7 protein-coding genes, 2 tRNA genes and 3 rRNA genes are annotated in these 21269 nt (G+C 45.7%); 2 read left to right on the forward strand and 10 right to left on the reverse strand.

Translation table 11 applies throughout. The features are described from left to right. Positions 1–3 precede the first annotated feature (3 nt). Positions 4–1824 carry an ATP-binding protein gene (locus V3V99_00155; protein MEE9441072.1) on the reverse strand — a complete coding sequence of 607 codons (1821 nt, stop codon included), beginning with the start codon at positions 1822–1824 and terminating at the stop codon, positions 4–6. A 53-nt stretch (positions 1825–1877) separates the two neighbouring features. Beyond that, positions 1878–3812, reverse strand: a complete 1935-nt coding sequence (locus V3V99_00160; protein ID MEE9441073.1) for a S8 family serine peptidase — start codon at positions 3810–3812, stop codon at positions 1878–1880. A gap of 193 nt (positions 3813–4005) precedes the next feature. Here V3V99_00160 and V3V99_00165 point away from each other — a divergent pair, with 193 nt between their 5' ends. After that, complete coding sequence (locus tag V3V99_00165) at positions 4006–5382, forward strand: sodium:alanine symporter family protein (protein MEE9441074.1); 1377 nt, start codon at positions 4006–4008, stop codon at positions 5380–5382. Between the two features lie 142 nt (positions 5383–5524). Then, on the forward strand, positions 5525–6469 hold the full coding sequence (locus V3V99_00170; GenBank protein MEE9441075.1) for a hypothetical protein: 945 nt from the start codon (positions 5525–5527) through the stop codon (positions 6467–6469). 499 nt (positions 6470–6968) lie between these two features. On the opposite strand, the gene V3V99_00175 is transcribed toward V3V99_00170, so the two are convergent. From V3V99_00175 to V3V99_00210, 8 genes are all read right to left on the reverse strand, one after another. Next, positions 6969–9680 (reverse strand): VCBS repeat-containing protein, encoded by a 2712-nt coding sequence (locus V3V99_00175; GenBank protein ID MEE9441076.1) that lies wholly within the window; start codon positions 9678–9680, stop codon positions 6969–6971. 359 nt (positions 9681–10039) lie between these two features. Then, a 5S ribosomal RNA gene (gene rrf, locus V3V99_00180) occupies positions 10040–10156 on the reverse strand. 93 nt (positions 10157–10249) lie between these two features. Then, positions 10250–13266, reverse strand: a 23S ribosomal RNA gene (locus V3V99_00185). Between the two features lie 163 nt (positions 13267–13429). Continuing rightward, positions 13430–13502 (reverse strand) — tRNA-Ala (locus V3V99_00190). A 9-nt stretch (positions 13503–13511) separates the two neighbouring features. Continuing rightward, a tRNA-Ile gene (locus V3V99_00195) sits at positions 13512–13585 on the reverse strand. Between the two features lie 146 nt (positions 13586–13731). Next, a 16S ribosomal RNA gene (locus V3V99_00200) occupies positions 13732–15289 on the reverse strand. Together the 16S, 23S and 5S rRNA genes with 2 tRNA genes alongside form the textbook arrangement of a ribosomal RNA operon. A gap of 688 nt (positions 15290–15977) precedes the next feature. Then, a complete protein-coding gene (locus V3V99_00205) occupies positions 15978–19544 on the reverse strand; it encodes an insulinase family protein (GenBank protein ID MEE9441077.1) in 3567 nt (1188 codons plus the stop codon). A 123-nt stretch (positions 19545–19667) separates the two neighbouring features. Next, positions 19668–21266, reverse strand: coding sequence for a TrkH family potassium uptake protein (locus tag V3V99_00210; GenBank protein ID MEE9441078.1), 1599 nt, complete (start codon positions 21264–21266; stop codon positions 19668–19670). Between the last annotated feature and the right edge of the window lie 3 nt (positions 21267–21269).

Below are 21269 nucleotides of genomic sequence, written 5' to 3' on the forward strand. Positions count from 1 at the left end.
ATATTAGTCCCCCTTTGATAACGGTAAAGTAAACATTACCGTTGTCCCGCAGTTAACATCGGACTCGATTTTTATATCTCCTCCCCAGGATTGGACGATTCGTTTGGCAATTGATAATCCGATTCCGGTTCCGGGGATATCGATGTTATCCGGATTTCTAAAGAAGGGGTCAAATACTTTATTTAAATATTCCCGCGGAATTCCAATACCATTATCGGTAACAGAAAATGTGTGCGCGTTATCTTTGAGTGAATAATTAATTTTGATTTTAGGTTTTTTATTTCCCGTGGAAAATTTAAAGGCGTTTTCAAGCAGATTGCCAAACATCCGATTCAGTTGATTTTTGGAGGCTTTGCATTCGGGGATATCATCGGGGATGTCAATCCTGTAATCTCTATCGGCATAGGCGATTTTCAGACGATCAATCTGGCCGTTTATTATTTTAGAGACGGCCACCCGGGTAAGTTCTTCGCGATAATTCCACTGGCGTGACATTTCCTCAATACCCCCAATCATATCACTCATTATATCGATGTTTTCGCGGAGGCAGTTAACGGTGAACAGGTCATGCTCGTCAACGAAATTTGAACTTTTGTCGGCCAGTCGTCGGGCAAAGGCATCAATCGATATCAACGGTGCGCGCAAATCATGAGCCAGTGACTGGAGGATAAATTCTTCGCCAACGGAAGAGAGAACACCGAAATGAGAAAAGACCGCGTGGATGTATAAATTATTTTCGCCGAAATTGAGGGGGGCCGAAATTACCATATTCGGCTTTTTCTCCTGCAGATTAATCTGCGCCGAAACACAAGAATTATTTATTACGGCCTGATTGAACGGGGTTCCTGAGAAATCGACAGGCTTATCATCCATATTATATAAGTCAATGGAAAACAGGATATCTTTCAGGTTATTGGCGCTCGATATGTTTAATATTTCCGTTTGCCATATCTCAAAAGATTCGTTCTTGTACGCGATATCATATTTGTCATCGGTAATTGCCAATTTTATTTTCATCCGGTCGCAAATTTGCCCAATGAAGGAAAAGTTCTGTCCTATTGAATCGGATTCATCCGATGTTTGGAAGCGCATGTTCCAGAGTTTTACCATTCGCCTGAGATTATTGATCGCGGACGAACCGGGCTGATGTTCGACCGGTCCCACCAGACGCAGGACCAGATTGTTTATGCCCCGGTAATTTAAAAATTGCAGTGATTCCGAGCGATTCAGTCCGAAACCTTCGTGAAGCGCTTTATCATCGGGACTAAATGAATATCTATCCTGAGGTTCGATGGCGAACAATTCAATATAGGCCGGGGCGTTTATACCGGTTTCCCGTTCGGGGCAGGACGCGATGGTAACAAGCTGATCTCGTCGATTGGGAGAATAAAATTCGGCTTCGGCATATTCACCAGCCAGGCATAGAAGCCGGGCAAGCCTATTCAAATCAATATTCTCAATGTCATTATCAAGCAGCTTTAAGAATTCTTTTTCGATATTTTCCGATTGTTTTTCATGTATCGGCTGCGCGGGAAGAAGAATCAGTTGATAATTAACCGGACTGCCCCCGATAAAATTCAAAGTTATAACCGTGTCAATCTGATGATGCCTTCCGTCCTGGAGTTTATAAGATAACTGTATCGCCTGGAAAAAAGACTCATATCTTTTATGATTATAAATGATTTGGTCTAACGTTCGCCTGGAAGAACCGGAGATGAAGTCATATATTGATTTTCCAAACAATTCTTCACAGGTTAAACCGAACAGATCTTCGGTCCGCTCATCGATATAGACCAGGCGACCCTTAAGATCGATTTTAAACACGGCACACTGGGACGCCGTTTTTTGTTCAGACGCGATGGTATTGGGCATCTTTTCTAAAATTTAAAGACTTTTACTCTTTCCTCTATACCATCGGCAGTAATTCGAATAAAATAAACCCCGGAAGCTATATTTTGATTTTGTTGATTTTGTCCGCGCCAGACATATTGATTTTCATGGATATTTTGCTCAAGAATCATCTCCCCGTTGAGAGAGAAAATTTGGATAACATAGCCCTGCTCAAAGTTAACCGCTGAATTGATGACCAGGTAATCGGTAAAGGGATTAGGACCGACTACAAAGGGCGAGCCAGCTCTTACGGTAATTATAGTAAAATATAGTGAGTCAATCAGCCCGTTCTGTTCCCGCGCGACAATAGTATAGCTGTATGCGCCAACGCGCGTGGATAAACCGATGGCGTAAAGTGTGGCCGTTCCGTCGCCATTGTCAATAAGGTCAAAATCCGGAGGAAGATTTTCAATTTCCAGGGTGACGGTCATTCCTTCAAGTTTATCGACCCGAATATCAATAGCAGTATCCTGCCCGACGGAGAGGTAAACTATGGGAAGAGCCCTGATGCGCAGATTCTTGGCGGCTTTGAGAACATTGGGGATTCCATAGCCAAGGCGGTAGCTTAAATCGAAGCTGGGGTAATTGTTTCCGGATTCAATGAGTCGTTGCCTGATTTGATCAGGGTCGCCTTTCAAATGAGGATTGGCTTGAATAACCAAAGCGGCAATCCCCGCAATCTGGGGAGCGGCAAAAGAAGTCCCCGACAGGAAAGTTATACCCGTTCCAATGGTGCTTGCGCCGACGACCATTGTTCCCTGAGCGGCCAGTTCCGGCTTAACGCGACCGTCATAAGTGGGACCGAATGAGGTAAAATCGGAGGGTGACAAATCGGGATCGACGGCTCCTACCGCGATTACTGAATCACCGTCGGCAGGGGCGATAATGTAATGCCATGGTTTATTGCCCTCGTTACCGGCTGAAACAACGACCAGTATACCTCGCGAGGCGGCGATATCGGCGGCAATCGTTGTGACGGTGGTATTGCCGTCAAAGGCGTCATAGGTATAAGTCGTGTCATCAAAGTATGCGTACCCCAGAGAGGTTGATATTATATCGGCGCCCATATCCGAAGCCCGTTCGGCGGCCATCACCCAGAGGTCTTCTTCGAGTGTGATTTCGATATCGACGATTTCGGTTTTGTAGAGCATGTACTGAGCGCTGGGAGCCGGACCGATTAAACTACCCGGCATGTATCCCCCCATGACGGATAGGACTTTGGTTCCATGATTAATTTGACCGGCAGTGGGTAGATCATCATCAACTGAAGTATCATTGTTTATGAAATCATAAGAGTCTATGACAATGATTGAATCGAGAGCCGGATGACCGAACCTGAAACCGCTATCAATCAGGGCGATTAAGACGCCCTGGCCGTCGAGTCCCAGAGCATGGGCTGAATCGACGCCAAGCATGTGATTCTGATTATATGACAGACCGTAATCGGCGCTGTCGGTCATCATCGCTTGTTCGATGACTTTTTGCTCTCGGGGCAAATCACGGCGCAGTGTTTTAACGATATCGATTTTGCGGATGAAATCAAATTTTGAGAGATATTCTATCGCGGATGAATTCATATATGCCGATACCGCATTCAACCATTTTGATTGATGTATGTTTTTGGCTCCGGTGTTTGCGATGCTATCGAGATACGATTGAGTTATTGGCAAGTCGTATTCATCGAGAGGAATATTGGCACGGCGGTTTTGAGCGCGTTCAGAGATCGCGTCAGCCGCTTTTTGGAAATTATCCGACGAAGTGTCTTTATCCGCAAAATATATCCAGACTTTATGAGTAGAATCGGCTCCGGTTTGAGACATTCGGGATTTTAGCAAAGGCATGATTTTATTTGAGTATTCGGCCCATACCGTCGGGCAGACAATTAATTGTATCAGAATTGAAATTAAAAATAATTTTCTCATCACCCTTCCTTTTCTGGTCGCATCAGAAACACGCATGGCACAATTTAAAAAGAGATATCGGAAAATGAAATTATAAAATTCATTCGAAACCGGATTTTTAGTTCCTGTTTTCTGTTGCACCTGCATCTCAGACGTTTATATTGAACGAAATATTAAACGCAATTTTATTTTTTGCTCACACCGGAGATTTTATTTGGAATCATTTAGCGCCTTTTGGGCTGACGCCGTTGATATTGTTTGGGGAATTCCCCTTGTAATCCTGTTAATATCCGCCGGAATCTTATTTACCTTGATGGGAAAATTTATTCCCTTCCGAAGGCTCAAGCACGCCATAAATATTCTGCGCGGGAAATACGACAATCCGGATGATCCCGGAGAGATTTCGCATTTTCAAGCGTTGTCATCAGCGCTGTCGGCGACGATTGGAATGGGTAATATCGCGGGAGTCGCTATCGCGGTTACACTGGGCGGACCGGGTGCGATTTTCTGGATGTGGGTGGCCGGACTGGTTGGCATGTCAACCAAGTATTTCACCTGTACCCTCGCCTGCCTGTATCGCAAAAAAGATGAACGAGGAATCGACCAGGGCGGGCCGATGTATTTTATCGAAGTCGGCCTGGGTAAATACTTCAAACCGTTGGCGATGTTGTTCGCGCTTTTTGGAATGGTCGGTTGCCTGGCGATGTTTCAAACCAATCAATTATCGGGACTTCTTCACGCCGACTGGGGAATCAGCCGCTATGCGACCGGAATTATCTGCGCCGTTATCGTGGGAATCGTGATTCTGGGCGGAATCGTTCGAGTAGGGAAAGTTACCAGTAAAATCGTTCCGGCGATGTTCGTTCTCTATGTCGTTTCGGCTTTGTATGTCGTATTGAGCAACGCCTCGATGGTTCCGGATATTATCAAATCGATCTTTACTTCGGCTTTCGGCGGTCAGGCATTGATTGGCGGTGGGACGGCGGTTGCGTTTCGCGAAGTATTGGTGACCGGCATAAAACGCGCGGCTTTTTCCAACGAAGCCGGGTTGGGAACGGCTCCTATGGCTCACGGCGCGGCCAAAACCAAAGAGCCGGTGCGCGAGGGCTTGATTGCTATGCTCGGCCCGTTTCTCGATACCAATATCGTCTGCACGCTGACGGCGCTGGTGATTTTATCATCGGGAGTTCCGACGGCCGATGACGGCGTCGTGATGACGGTCAGCGCCTTTGAAAAAGCGATGCCGAATCTCGGTCGGTATGTCATGACGCTTATTATTGTGCTGTTTTCGGTCTCGACGATGATATCTTATTCTTATTACAGCCTCAAATGTTCGCGGTATCTTTTAGGTTATAAATTCGGTGATTATTATGTTTATGTCTATATCATCAGCATGTTTTTCGCGGCTATCTGGGCGCAGGATACGGTCCTGAATATGCTCGATACGGCTTTTGCGTTGATGGCCATCCCAACATTGATCGGAACGATATTATTATCTCCCGCCGTCATGCGCGCCACCAAAGATTATTTCAAGAGAATGAACAACCGCGCCAACGGTTCTTCTTCTGATATGTATCCTGATGTGGAGTAGGGGGGGATATGGTAAGATAAATGGAGCAACTTTCAAATGAGTATAATAAACCGTGATAAAATCAAATTATATGTAAGAATAATAGATCAGGATGAAGCTAAACCATTTTCGTGAGTAATACTTAATCAAAAGGAGGCAAGCCATGTACCGTGTCTATCTTGAGATTAATCAATTCGCAATTTCAATGCTTGGAGAAGAGTTATCTCCTTCAGGTCCGGAGGGTAGTGAGAAGGAATCTCTCGTTTCAATAGACAAACGTATTAGTCGCAGGTACTTGTGGACATACTGGTTCATCTACCTCGTTATCTATGTGATATTTATAGTGCCACTGGTGTTTTTGGAGTCACGGTCAGATAGCATGTTTGATGCGGTGAATTTTCGGTTCATGTTAATCGGCTCTATGTTATTTGCTATTCTTCACGGATATATCTTTTACAAAAGAGTAATCAAATATCACAAAAAGAATCCAACAGATGTATACAGATTTGGGAACCTATCATATGAGGATATTTATCCGAAGCAGCTTCGCAGAAGACTGTGGTTATGGAATTTGTGGCCGTTCATGTATCTCACATTTGCCATTGTTCCAATTGTTACTCGCATTCAGCATCTAGTTGAGACTTTAGTGCTTGCAAGAGTAATTATACAGAAAGGCGAAGGCGGCAAAGATACTGATCCAAGATTGAGCCAATATAATCTAATAAAGGACTTAATTCAAAGGAAAATCCACGACTACAGCGAGACTAAGGCACATCCTTTGGGCACTTTAAAGAAGCTTTTCGAGCGAAGGATTGCAACGATAAGCACCGACGTACAGAGAATTTCCATTATTCTAAGTTCACTCGGCATAGCTGGTTCTCTTATAGCCATCATAGTAAAGGACCCGATAGCAACGTATTTTAGTCAACCCAGCATTTCTGATGTGTGCCTTATAGTCAGTCTTGCCGCTCTCATAATGGGAGTCATTATTTACTTCATCAGTCAACTACAAATTCAAGTTGGGCAACGTCGAGCCCTATCAGTCGTTTTGGATGTTATTGACATAATGCTACTTCACTATGAGCCCGAAAATGGGGCCGCTCAATAATGGGTCTTTTATTATGGGGAAAACTGGCCAGGCGGTCCATCAGTGAATGTTGATTGGGAGGTCTATACGGTAGCCGATCCTATTAGAAGACCGGTGGGTTCCCACATAGAGCCTCCGCAATTTTCCATCTAATCCACCGCAATTACTGAAAACATCCGCATTATTGAATGAAATGGTTTATGGTTGAGTGTTTGTGACCAATGGGAAAGTAGTCTTTTACGAAATACTAAAAAGGACAAAACGAACCCAATTCGCTGTAAGCAACAGATACATATCGCATTACAGCGAATTTTGCAAAAATCAATTGTGGATAACTCTAAACCAAAGATTTTCGTTGCGGCGGGTCTTGATTTTGTGAAGCAAAATTGTGACCTGCCGCCCTAAAAGATTTGAAGTTCATAGTCACCCCCGAAGGGTATGGTGGTCAAATTGTTTTTGTCCCCTATGAGCGGTTTGAGCGAGGAGTATATGTATAGGATAAAATAACATTTGCTAATCCTTACTCACATCCCGCACATGGCGCCGGACCGTCTTTGAAGACGTGGTTGATTAAATAAACCGCATCGCCGACGTTGCATTCGTCGTCACAGTTAACATCACAGCTACCAATTGGATCAGGTGCAGGACCGTCTTTAAAGACATTGTTGATGATAAACACCGCGTCACCGACGTTTGGCTGGTCATCCATATTGGCATCGCCGCAGATGTAATCGCATCCGTTGGGTATGCCGTCGTCATCAGAATCAATATTATCATCATATCCGAAACATATATCACAAGCATCGGGTATTCCATCTGAGTCAGAGTCAGTATAATCCTGATCCGGATTATAAGTCAGCGGGCAGTTGTCGCATTCATCGCCGACGCCGTCGCCGTCGGTATCCGCCTGACCCGGATTTTTGGTATGGAGGCAGTTATCGTTGTCGTCGAGTACATGGTCGCAATCCGAATCATTCCGGCATGATTCCCCATGGGTCGTATTTATCAGCATCATTGCCCCGACCGCAAGATCGATGTCTCCGTCATCATCAACATCCCCGCCGAACACCCCCGATCCACCAAAGTCCCCGAAACCATATGTGATATTTTGAGTAAAAGTACCGTCACTGGCGTTCAGTAAAACCGACAGCCCATCCGCGCCATTATATCGCTCTATTTGCACCGCCAAATCGTAATCACCATCAGAATCGTAATCTGCTCCATAAACGCATGCAGGGAAGAAGGAATTTCCCGAGAGATAAAACACTGCGGGAGCAAAGGATCCGTCACCGTATCCCTTCAATACAGAGATACTACTAAAAGAGGGATAGGGGGGATCGTTTTCAGATCCGCCACGGTTTACTACGGCAAGATCATGGATCGAATCACCATCAAAATCGGCGGCGCAGACGTCAACCGGATACCTCCCGACATTGAAGGATACCGCGGTTCCAAATGTGCCATCGCCGTTATTCAAATATGACGATACATAACCGATATAATCGTCACTGTAATTTGTCGTTACCAGATCGGAATATTCATCACCGTTTAGATCGGCAAAAGTTATTGATGATATTCTATTCCCGGCACTAAAGCTCTCGGCAAGCGAGAAGCTTCCATCGCCATTGTTAGAAAACATGAAAATGTTGCTTGATGCAATTACCAAATCAACATCCCCATCATTGTCAAAGTCAGCACCAGAAATTCGCCCCGGGAATTGATTTCCAAAGTCATAATTGTATAGTGTAGTAAAGGACCCATCACCTTCATTCAAGAGAATACATAGAGCATAAGTATCAAAATAAGATACCACTGCAAGATCACAATCACCATCGCCGTCAAGGTCAGATTCAAAAAGATCGATAGGGTCTCGGGGTAGTGTCCTAAAAGCAGCAGAGTATGTCCCGTCACCATTATTCCATAACCATTCAAGCGATCCTGGTACCCACCCACTCCACACATCTGAAAAGTATCCGGGAGAGATCCCAACCAAATCCAAGTCGCCGTCACCATCGAAGTCAGATCCGGAAATTGAAATGCCACTGGCTCCCTCACAATATCTATACGCCTGCGGAAAATAAGCGTCACCATGATTGAATAACAGGGATAATGATTTAGAATCGTACCTGGCATTTATAATTGCAAGATCGTTTAGGCCGTCGTTATCGAAATCACCTGCATCTACTGCCTCAACATCGGACTGTACGAATATATCACCGGCATCTTGAAAAATGCCATCTCCGCTATTCAATAATAGCGACAGAGCACTAATACCATAGGGTATGCCAATGATATCAAGGTCGTTGTCATTATCCAAATCTATTAAATGAAGTGAAAGTGAAGTGGCTGTATAGGAAAGGCTGTAATTTTCGAGCAACGCAAATGTCCCATCACCCTGATTCAGGAAGATAAATAGTTCTGGAGGATTATAAGGAGGATAATAAGGAGGATTAGAACAAGATACAACTATGTCGATATTGCCATCGTCATTCATATCACCTCCAGTAATATGACTCTGTCGATCATTTCGGGTCGTAAATGAAGTTCCAGCAACAAAAGTACCATCGCCATTGTTTAACAAAATCAAAACATTGTTCACCGATTTTCTATATAACGTAAAAGCCAGATCGTAATCCCCGTCATTGTCAAAATCAGCGCTATAAAAATGGCGAGGTCTATTAGGAATTGCAAACCCTAAATCAAAATCGGTTACAAAAGTCCCATCACCATTATTGAGATGAATCAGGAAATATCCCGATATTAAAAACAAAATCCCTATATCTACATCACCATCACCATCAAAATCGGCACAATGGATTTTGGGAGTATCGTCTAGAGTAGTATAATTGACAGCCGGGGCAAATGTACCGTCACCCTGATTCAATAAAACCGAAAAATTATATGAAAAATTATTCATGACGACCAGATCGATATCATCATCCTCATTAAAATTATCTGCCAATATTGTAATAGGATTATCACCAACGATATAATTGGCTGTATCCTGGTAATTACCCATACCGTCATTTAACATCACGGTTATATTATCATCGCCGGTATTGGCGACGGCAATATCAGCCGAACCATCACCATTAAAATCAGCCACGGTAAGATCGCGCGGGTAATTACCGACCGGATAATCGATCCGGCCTTCAAAAAGTTTATTGTTTGCCAGGACAATACCTGATAGACAGATTAATACTATAACTAAAATAAAAGATTTGAAGTTCATAGTCACCCCCAAAACTAAGGCAATAATATAACGGCACAACACCCAATCATTCTGAAATTAACGCACCATTTCGCCCAATAGTGTTAATAATGTATCAGATGTTCAGCGTAAGTTGTGCTCCGATGAAAAGTCATAAAGATTTGTGCGGCAACTGTGGTATGTAAGCACAAACAAAAACGATTGGAGCGCCTTATTTCAAATGTAGAATAAATAGTCGGTCTTGTCAACACATTTATTATTAATAAATATACCAATATTGGGTAATATTTGACATGCAGACCAATTGGACAAAAAGTACTCTTCAGTCTTGGAATTAAGTGGTTATTCAGCAATCCAGTATACGATTTTAAAAATAAAAGAGCCGGCAGCGATCTACTCTCCCACACAGTCACCCGTGCAGTACCATCGACGCGGCAGGACTTAACTTCTGTGTTCGGAATGGGAACAGGTGTGGCCCCTGCGCTATAACTACCGGCACATATTTATAACAACATATTGCCGCAGGCTAAAAGTAAGCCAGCATCGTCATTAATTTCGAATCGATTTGGATAATCAGATAAGAAATTTTTAAGATCAAGTCTCACGGACTATTAGTATCACTCGACTGAGCATCTCACAACGCTTACATCTGTGACCTATCAACCTGGTGGTCTTCCAGGGTCCTTCAGAAGCTAAAAGCTTGGGATACCTCATCTTGGAGTGGGCTTGGCACTTAGATGCCTTCAGCGCTTATCCCTTCCCGACGCGGCTACCCTGCGGTGCCACTGGCGTGACAACAGGTGCACTGGCGGTCGGTCCAACCTGGTCCTCTCGTACTGGGGTCAGCTCTCCTCAAGTATCCTAACGCTCGTATCAGATAGGGACCGAACTGTCTCACGACGTTCTAAACCCAGCTCACGTACCACTTTAATCGGCGAACAGCCGAACCCTTGGGACCTCCTACAGCCCCAGGATGTGATGAGCCGACATCGAGGTGCCAAACCACTTCGTCGATATGGACTCTCGGAAGTGATAAGCCTGTTATCCCCGGAGTACCTTTTATCCGTTAAGCGATGGCGTTTCCACACACAACCACCGGACCACTAAAGCCTGCTTTCGCACCTGCTCGACCTGTAAGTCTCGCAGTCAAGCTCCCTTATGCTTTTGCACTCTACAGCCGATTACCACCCGGCTTGAGGGAACCTTTGCACGCCTCCGTTACCTTTTAGGAGGCAACCGCCCCAGTTAAACTACCCGCCTGACACTGTTCCTGAACCGGATTCACGGCCCAAGGTTAGACATCCGATAAAACAAGGCTGGTATTTCAACGATGGCTCCACCGATCCTGGCGGACCAGCTTCAAAGCCTCCCAGCTATGCTACACATGCCTGACCAAATGCCAATGTCAGGTTATAGTAAAGGTTCACGGGGTCTTTCCGTCCCGATACGAGTAAACGGCATCTTCACCGCTGCTACAGTTTCACCGAGTCCCACGTTGAGACAGTGCCCCAATTGTTATACCATTCGTGCAGGTCGGAATTTACCCGACAAGGAATTTCGCTACCTTAGGACCGTTATAGTTACGGCCGCCGTTTACTGGGGCTTCGATTCAAAGCTTCTCCCGAAGGATAACCTCTCCTCTTAACCTTCCAGCACCGGGCAGGTATCAGTCCCTATACGTCGTCTTGTGAGACTTAGCAGAGACATATGTTTTTAGTAAACAGTCATCAGGGCCATTTTTCTGTGTCCGCCCTTGGCTCACTCAGCAAGTGAGTTCACCTACTAGCGGCACCCCTTCTCCCGAAGTTACGGGGTCAATTTGCCGAGTTCCTTAACGTGGGTTAGCTCGAGCACCTTAGGCTACTCGCCTCGCCTACCTGTGGCGGATTGCGGTACGGACGAATCGGTAACTATCACAGAGGTTTTTCTTGGCAGCATGATTAGGGTCACTTTATGAGCCGAAGCTCTCGTCATAACCTCTCGGCGTTAGGAAAGTGGATTTGCCTGCCTTCCCCGCCTACGGGCTTAAACCACCTAATCCAACAGATGGCTGACCTTCACTTCTGCGTCACCCCATAGATTAAAACGCGACCGACCCGGTACAGGAATATTAACCTGTTTTCCATCGTCTACGCCTTTCGACCTCGACTTAGGGTCCGACTAACCCTGGGAGGATTAACCTTCCCCAGGAAACCTTAGGCTTATGGTGGGCAGGTTTCTCGCCTGCCTTATCGCTACTCGTTCCGACATAATCTCTTCTGTACCGTCCAACAGGTCTTGCGGCCTGCCTTCAGTCGATACAGAATGCTCCCCTACCACTCCATGCAAGCATGAAGTCCGCGGCTTCGGTGTACAGCATAGTCCCGTATATTTTCGGCGCAAAATCACTTGACTAGTGAGCTGTTACGCTTTCTTTAAATGATGGCTGCTTCTAAGCCAACATCCTAGCTGTTTAAGTAACTTCACATCCTTTACCACTTAGCTGCACTTGGGGACCTTAGCCGGCGGTCTGGGGTGTTTCCCTTTCGCCTACGAAGCTTATCCCTCGCAGACTGACTCCCGTGAAGCATGTTACGGCATTCGGAGTTTGGAAGGGGTCGGTAACCTTGTGGGGCCCCTAACCCTGCCAGTGCTCTACCTCCGCAACACTCATGCACGAGGCTAGCCCTAAAGCTATTTCGGGGAGAACCAGCTATTGCCAGGTTTGATTGGCCTTTCACCCCTATGCACAGCTCATCCCCCAATTTTTCAACATTGGTGGGTTCGGACCTCCATCCCGTTTTACCGGAATTTCATCCTGGCCATGCATAGATCACCTGGTTTCGGGTCTACCTCCTGCTACTAATACGCCCTTATCAGACTCGCTTTCGCTACGGTTACGCCAGAGTTTGGCTTAGCCTTGCAACAGAAGAGTAACTCGTCGGATCATTATTCAATAGGCACGCCGTCAGTCCACATCGTTCCGAAGAATAATGTTTTCCTCCGACCGCTTGTAGGCATACGGTTTCAGGTACTATTTAACTCCCCTTCCGGGGTACTTTTCACCTTTCCCTCACGGTACTGGTTCACTATCGGTCACAGAGGAGTATTTAGCCTTACCGGGTGGTCCCGGCGGATTCATACGGAATTCCACGTGCTCCGCACTACTCGGGAGTTCGAGCAAAGAAAGTCAACGATTTTTCGCTTACGGGGCTATCACCCTCTTCGGCGCAGCTTTCCAAAAGCTTCAGCTAAACCGCTGATTTGTAACTTTCCGGCCTGATGACAGTCAGACCAATCTCGAATCCCACAACACCGACGGCGCAACACCTGTCAGTTTTAACACGCCAATCGGTTTAGGCTGTTTCCCGTTCGCTCGCCGCTACTGAGGAAATCACGGTTGTTTTCTTTTCCTGCAGGTACTAAGATGTTTCAATTCCCTGCGTTTTCCACGACAACCTATGTATTCAGTTGCCGTTGACGCCGTTTTCGCGGCGTCAGGTTTTCCCATTCGGATATCCCCGTCTCAAAGGTTGTTTGCACCTAGACGAGGCTTATCGCAGCTTACCACGTCCTTCATCGCCTCTCTGTGCCAAGGCATCCACCGCATGCCCTTAGTAACTTGATCATAATTATTCAAATCGACTAAGATTTCATTTGGTAGCCTACTTAATGAAGATGCTCGCTAACTAGAATATAATTAAATACTCAAAATTAGCTTGCGACAATATGAAGTTGTCAAAGAGCAATAAATCTATATCCAGACTTATAATAGTCTTTAATCGTCAAAGTGGAGATGATCGGGCTCGAACCGACGACCCCCGGCTTGCAAAGCCGATGCTCTCCCAGCTGAGCTACATCCCCATAAAAAAATGGGCCTAGGTGGATTTGAACCACCGACCTCGCGCTTATCAGGCGCGCGCTCTAACCAACTGAGCTATAAGCCCATTAATGAAAAAACGGTGCCGCCCGAAAAAGCGCTGGACGAAATTTATCACCAATAATATGTGCGGCGATCACTGAAGAGGCGAACTGATCGACCTCGGTTTTCGATTAGACCGCTCAGAGCGGTTAATCGAAACCTGCTCCTTAGAAAGGAGGTGATCCAGCCGCAGCTTCCGCTACGGCTACCTTGTTACGACTTAGCCCCAGTCATTGGTTTTACCTTAGGCGCCGTCCTCCGTAGTTAGACAAACGACTTCGGGTACCCCCAACTTCCGTGGCTTGACGGGCGGTGTGTACAATCCCCGGGAACGTATTCACCGCGACCTGCTGATACGCGATTACTAGCGATTCCGACTTCATGGAGTCGAGTTGCAGACTCCAATCTGAACTGAGACCGGTTTTGGGGATTGGCTCAACCTCGCGGTCTTGCAACCCTCTGTACCGGCCATTGTAGTACGTGTGTAGCCCTGGATATAAGGGCCATGAGGACTTGACGTCATCCCCACCTTCCTCCGGCTTATCACCGGCGGTCTCCTTAGAGTTCCCGGCATTACCCGATGGCAACTAAGGACAGGGGTTGCGCTCGTTGCGGGACTTAACCCAACACCTCACGGCACGAGCTGACGACAGCCATGCAGCACCTGTATAGCAGTCCCCGAAGGGAAAGGTGATTTTCATCACCGGTCCACTACATGTCAAATCCAGGTAAGGTTCTGCGCGTTGCTTCGAATTAAACCACATACTCCACCGCTTGTGCGGGGACCCGTCAATTCCTTTGAGTTTCAATCTTGCGACCGTACTCCCCAGGCGGGGCACTTAATGCGTTAGCTGCGGCACTGAGGGGGTCGATACCCCCAACACCTAGTGCCCATCGTTTACTGCCGGGACTACCAGGGTATCTAATCCTGTTTGCTCCCCCGGCCTTCGCGCCTTAGTGTCAGTATCGAGCCAGAGAGCCGCCTTCGCCACCGGTGTTCCTCCTGATATCTACGCATTTCACCGCTACACCAGGAATTCCGCTCTCCCCTCTCGTACTCAAGATGTCCAGTATCAAATGCAGGCCAGCAGTTGAGCCGCTGGTTTTCACATTTGACTTGAATATCCACCTACACGCCCTTTACGCCCAGTAAATCCGAACAACGCTCGCTCCCCCCGTATTACCGCGGCTGCTGGCACGGAGTTAGCCGGAGCTTCCTCTGCGGGTACCGTCAGGTATATGGCAGTTACTCCATATACGGTTCTTCCCCACTGACAGGGTTTTACACTCCAAAGAGCTTCATCACCCACGCGGCGTCGCTGCGTCAGACTTTCGTCCATTGCGCAATATTCCCTACTGCTGCCTCCCGTAGGAGTCTGGGCCGTATCTCAGTCCCAGTGTGGCCGTCCACCCTCTCAGGCCGGCTATCCATCGTCGCCTTGGTAGGCCGTTACCCCACCAACAAGCTAATGGACCGCGGACTCATCCCTGAGCGACAGGACAACAAGTTGTCCCGCCTTTGATCTAAAGAAGATGCCTTCTCAAGATATCATTCGGTATTAGACCCAGTTTCCCGGGCTTATCCCAAACTCAAGGGCAGATTGTCCACGTGTTACTCACCCGTTCGCCACTTTACTCATCCAACCGAAGCCGGATTTTCTCGTTCGACTTGCATGTATTAGACACGCCGCCAGCGTTCGTTCTGAGCCAGGATCAAACTCTCCGTATATTTTTAAAAAATTATTTCTTTTTTGAAAACAACGGAAGTATCCGCTCAAATCAGACACTTTCAATTGCTCGGATAGAATTGATGTGGTACCGATTATCTTATAATAAACAATCGTTACCACTTATACAGTTCATCTTCGACATGTGATCGCTTTGCACATATTATTTAGTTTTCAAAGAACCGAAAAAAACTGCCGACCATTTCGCCGGCAGACTCGTATTATAAAGCCATTTAGTAAGGGTGTCAAGAGATTATTTTACTTTTTTTCCTTAATCCTGATGTTCCAATCTCGTTGTATATCAACCCTTTCTATCAATCGGCAGGGGACAATAATACTTTAATCACCTATTGTCAAGCCATTTTCCCAAAGATGTTCAAAATATTTTACCTGGCTCAAACCAATCTTGATTACGGCCATAACGTCTTGTTGCTTAATTACTTTCATTGAGAGCTTATCCTGCAGAAAATTGCAATGCCTGGTCTGGCCGAAAATTAAATACGATTTTTTTCAATATATCTTTAAAGAAAAACAAAACTCTCTCATTCCAAATATGGTACGAAAAGAAATCTCGAATTTATTGAGTCCGGGCCCTAATAAATATCGCGGTCGGATTAATAATTATATTATACAAATTATATCTATTGCGATAGAACCGGTTTATTTTTTACCGACTCCTTCTTTTGGCATTTAATTTACCAGCCAATAGTCACGCGCGTATATTTTATAGATTTCCTGTTTGCCTTCCGTCTCGGAAATATATTTATCGAGGCTCTCAAATTGGGCATCCGGCCCGATGACGAAAAATGAACCGTTGATTTCAGAGAGGGCTGGTCCATATCCGATCAGGACGGTACCGCAGACTTTTTCCAAACGAGCATGCAGAATATCATAGAGATTTTCCCTTTTCCTTAATTCGAGAATTCGTTCCCGAAATGCAATTACCACATCGGGCGTTATGCCGTCGGCCAAATTGGATGCCATCGCCCTCCCGCGGCTTTGATAGCTGTTAGCTCCTCGATTAACAAGAAACGGTTGAGCGATCGCGTATTCCGCGAGTTGAGGATCATAAGTCGCGTTTTTGAGTTCATTAACGACAAATCTCATGGTGGTGGCCAAATCAGGACACCGCTCGGCATAATATGAAGTCTGTTGAAACGAAATAGAAGATTGCAGTCCGTTCGAATAGGCCAAACCGGCGCTCCATGTTTTCATGAACAACGAGTGACTCCCGGTGCCGCCATATAATTTGGCCGTCAAAAAATCAAGGAGCTTTTCTTCGTCGACAGTATTATAGTCGGCGCCTTCAGCCCGGTAAATAAAGACTCCATTTCGAGAATCCTTTATGACCAGTCCGGCGTACACAGGATTTGTCAAATCCGGGTACCGGCTTTTCATTCTATCCCACACGGCGGGCGAATTGTCATAGGTTGGAAAGATGGGCGCGCGATCGTCAAGACATGCAATTAAATCTTCAACGACCGGTAGAAGTTTCTCTTTGTCTTCGGAATTGGAAATCAAATAAGTGCGAGCGGTATTTCTGTTTCGAATCAATGCCAGAGTCTCTTTTAAGTCGGACAATACTTTTTCGGGCCGGAACAGCAAATCATTATTCATTTGATTGGCCAGATAGATCCACTCCTGGGCAGCATTTTCCGGCGGCACATGAGAAAGAATAGTAGCCATATCCGACAAAGCATCCTGAATTATATCCTGAGCCTCGACCGGACTTAACATATACGTCTCGACAAATTGTCCAAATAGTCCGCTTTCAAACCGCGCCGGATCGCCGGTGGAAAACGTGGAAGCAAAATCGATTAAATCTTCTTTGGATGAGCTTTCCCCTGCCGACGCCAGAGACGTGAAAAGTTCCTGAACGGACTGAATCGTATTTGTATTGCCGGGGTTCTTCAGCCGCCATTTGAGTTGATGCATGAAATGTTCCTGGGTCAGGAAACATGATGCAGTCATATACAAATGGTCGCGCTGATATTTGTAACCATTAGCGGGGGAAAAAACCCAGTATTCTTCAAATGTCTGGGTTCGTCTGCGCAGTGATGTTAGATTGTTAATTACGACGTCTCGAATTCGCGACAGGTTGTCAGATTCGAGATATGGATTCAGGAGTCCGGTTATTATCCAACCCAGGGCGTTTTCGCTTTCATCAATATTGCTGCCGGCCCCGGTTATCAATAATTCCACTCTTCCCGATATTGGATTTGACGAAAAGGAACCGTTCAGGCTCAGCACTTCATTTTTCAATTTATCAGTCAGGCTTTCATACGAGATGGATTCGCCATCCTTGATGACTCCGATATCTCCAATCAATGAAGGAATCAAGGGAAGATATATTAATTTATCCCGAGGGATAACTCTCAGGTTGAAAGCGATACCAAAAGTAGCGGAAGTGATATTGTTGAATTTTGAAAACACCAATGGCACATTTTCGGACAAGGTTTCGACTTGATAATCGAGTTGCGGATCGAGCGATAACGGCGGATTATCGATGAATTTTGGCATGGGGATTTTGGCCATTTCATCATCAATTATTTTTGTATCACGATCATAATCTTCTTTGAATTTGACCAGGGCTTCCTGCTCGTTATCGGTATTGTATTTATTCTTTAAGTTCTGGGCAAACGCGGTGAGTCGTTCCTTTTTCGCATTGGCGGCTTTCTCGAGTAATGTCGGATCGGCCCTGCATCCGACCGCGATCGGATCAACGTTAATCAGACGCGCTTTTTCTATTATCGACTTCCAGATGTTTTCATTTTTCTCAATCTGATTGAATCCGTAATCAAAAAGATCATTATAGACTAAAGATATTTTGAATCCGGGATATTTTTCAAGGTCTTTGACGACGTCGTACCAATAACCTCTTCCCGATCTTTGACCAAAACCGGGCGGAGAGTTCAACATATTGGCCGCCGATTTTTTGCTCTGAACGAGATTGCTCTTTACACGATTATTGAATTCGGACAATTCATCTGAGCCTGATTGATATGCGGCGACGGCGGCAATTTCTTCGATTATATGTCTTTTTATCGTGGAGATTGTTGAGTTATTGATATTTTCCGGGGAAACATTTGTAAAACCGACACTGACGCTATGGCCGATATAATCATCGGCGCCTCCCCATACGCCGTTGGCTCCGATATCCATGACGCGGGTATCGGAATTAATAAATTTGTTATAAAGATTCGATGTCTGGCCGTTTGCCAAACCGTCCAGAAAGGCGTCAAGCAGGAATTTTTCCTCAAGAGTCAATTCAAGATTTGCCGGCCAGGCATACATTATATAACCCGGATCCTGTTCGCTGGCTCCGGGATAACGGGTGATCCTGATTTCGCCGGGAGTGAAATTGGGCTCCGGATTTGGTAACTTTTGAATTTGACGGGTTCCGGGTTCGGAGTATTCACTACCCAAATCACTCAGGATGACGTTCACACGCTCCAGGAATTCTTCCGCGGACACCGTTCCCGGAAAAGCAATCACGGCTCCCATGTTGTTTAACTGATAGTACTTTTCATGAAATGTTCTCATATCGGCCGCGGTCATATTTCGAATCGCCTCGGGAGTACCTCCTTCGCTAATGGCCAGGGGATGTGATTCGCCATAAATCATGCCATTAACGACATCGTAAAAATGATTCCAGTATTTTTCATCATAGCTTATCATCTCGGCGTGAATTGTTCCTTTTTCTTCCAGAAAGAGTTGGCCGGTAGATTCGTCGATTTCCACTCCGATATTATAAACCTCGCGGCGAATTTCCTCGTCGGAAAAGGTCGGATTTAAAAGGGCATCCAGTTTTTCTTTGAAAAGCATATAAAAAGCGTCAGATCCACCGCCGGAGCTGAAAGGATAACAGGTATAGATTTGTCCGGTCCAGGCGGTGCGGCGGCCCAGGGACATGTTTTCGAGGGACGCGACATAGCGGCCCTTAGTTCCTTTTCCGAGAAGTAAATGTTCACAGGAATGCGGTTCTCCCTGGTCATTAAAATGATCGCTGTTGACCCATAAGAAAGCTTGCGGTTGCGATTGAATCTGAAATAAATCGACTGTAAAGCCTGATTTTTTATGAATCAAGCGAGCTCCTGCCGCCTTATCTTTGGCGTCGAGATAAACCGTTTCGGCGATAAAATTATTATAGGTTCCATCCTCCTGTAAACCTTCGAGCCAATTATCGGCGAAAACGTTTATTGACAGGAGAATTAAAATTATTGTCGTAATTGCCGGAAGTTTTGTTTTGAAATTCATGATGACCTTTCTATTCGTTAATCAATGCGATAAGCGTTAAGGATATTAATTATAATAGACGAACGAATCAAAGAAAAGGTTCAATTGAAACTGTTAGAATTTTTATTAACGGGTTTGGCTCAATTATTTCCAGAACGAGGGTCTGAAGACAATCAGGACGGTAAATATTTCAAGACGGCCGAGGAGCATACAGGCGATTAATATCCATTTTCCGGGAATGGGAATCCATTGATAATTTTCGGCGGAACCGACACCTCCTAATCCCGGCCCGATATTATTGATGCAGGCGGCGGAGGCTGATATCGCGGTTGTTAAATCGGGGATGTAAAAAGTCAGTAGAAACGCGCTTGCGACGAAGAGCATCATAAATAGGATAAAAAACGACGCTATATTCGTAATTTTGTTTTCTTCAATCAGAATACCGCCCATGCGTAGAGGCGCAATTAGTTTCGGTAATGTCAGCTTCCTGAGTTCTCTCCAGCCGGTTTTGATAAGTATCAAAATTCTAATCTGCTTCATGCCCCCGCCGGTTGAGCCAGCGCACCCTCCAAAGAACATCAAAATCAATAATAAGAATCTTCCGATATCCGGCCAGAGGTCAAAATCAGCCGTTCCGTAACCTGTTGTTGTCGTAATGGCGACGGTCTGAAATAAACTTATCCTGACGCAATCATGAATTCCCGCGTATTTTGATTTTTCTTCAATTACGTGATTATTAAAATCCTCAAACGAAGCCTGCTCATATTTAAAATGTTGATACGAATGTTGTGCGGGTTTTACATCTCCACCGTAGAGAATAATCGAAAACAGAAGGGCAACAGAGATAATGATTCCGGTATAAAATAAAAATTCGCGGTTAATAACGGCCTGACGCCATTTGCCTCGCAGGACATTGAAGTGTATCAGGAAATTAACGCCGGCCAGATACATGAAAATAATAATAATCCATTCAAAGTAGGCTGAGCCATAGGCGGCAATGGAACTGTTTTTGGTTGAAAACCCACCGGTAGCCATGGTTCCAAAAGTATGACACAGGGAATCAAAAAGCGACATTCCCCCCAATAATAGTAAGGCTGTTTCAGCGGCTGAAAGGAGCGCGTAAACTCCCCAGAGTATCGCCGCGGTTTGGGCCAGTCGGGGCCTGAGACGGTCAGCAGTAGGACCGGGAATTTCGCCACGGAACATCTGATAACCGGAAACGCCCATGGCGGGAAAGATTGCCAGGGCTAACGTAATAATTCCCATCCCCCCCAGCCAATGAGTCAGGCTTCTCCAGAATAGTAACGAATCCGGGATCGATTCGATGTCGGTTAATATGGTCGCACCGGTAGTTGTAAATCCCGACATGATTTCAAAGAAGCTATCGGTAAAGCAGGTTAATAAATTTGGCAGTGTGAAATCTCCGCTCATGGAAACAAAATACAGAAAGAACGGAATGCATCCCAGGAATGCGAAAACAATCCATCCGAAGGCCACAATGGCATAGCCTTCCCGAATACCCTGCTCATCTCGATGGGCTCGGCAAAACCAGGCTATCAGGGTTCCCGTTATAAAGCAAATAACAATCGCCAGGACAAAGCCTAAAGTCTCGGGGCTGGAAATGACGGCAGAAGCGGTTATTACCTCCAGGTCATATATCGCTATGCCAAAAGGGACACAGAGGATGACCGCAATCAACTGCATCATTTTGCCAATGGCGTATGCTACCGCTTTACCGTCCATAAT

This window comes from Candidatus Zixiibacteriota bacterium (assembly GCA_036480375.1).
Lineage (GTDB): Bacteria > Zixibacteria > MSB-5A5 > GN15 > JAAZOE01 > JAZGGI01.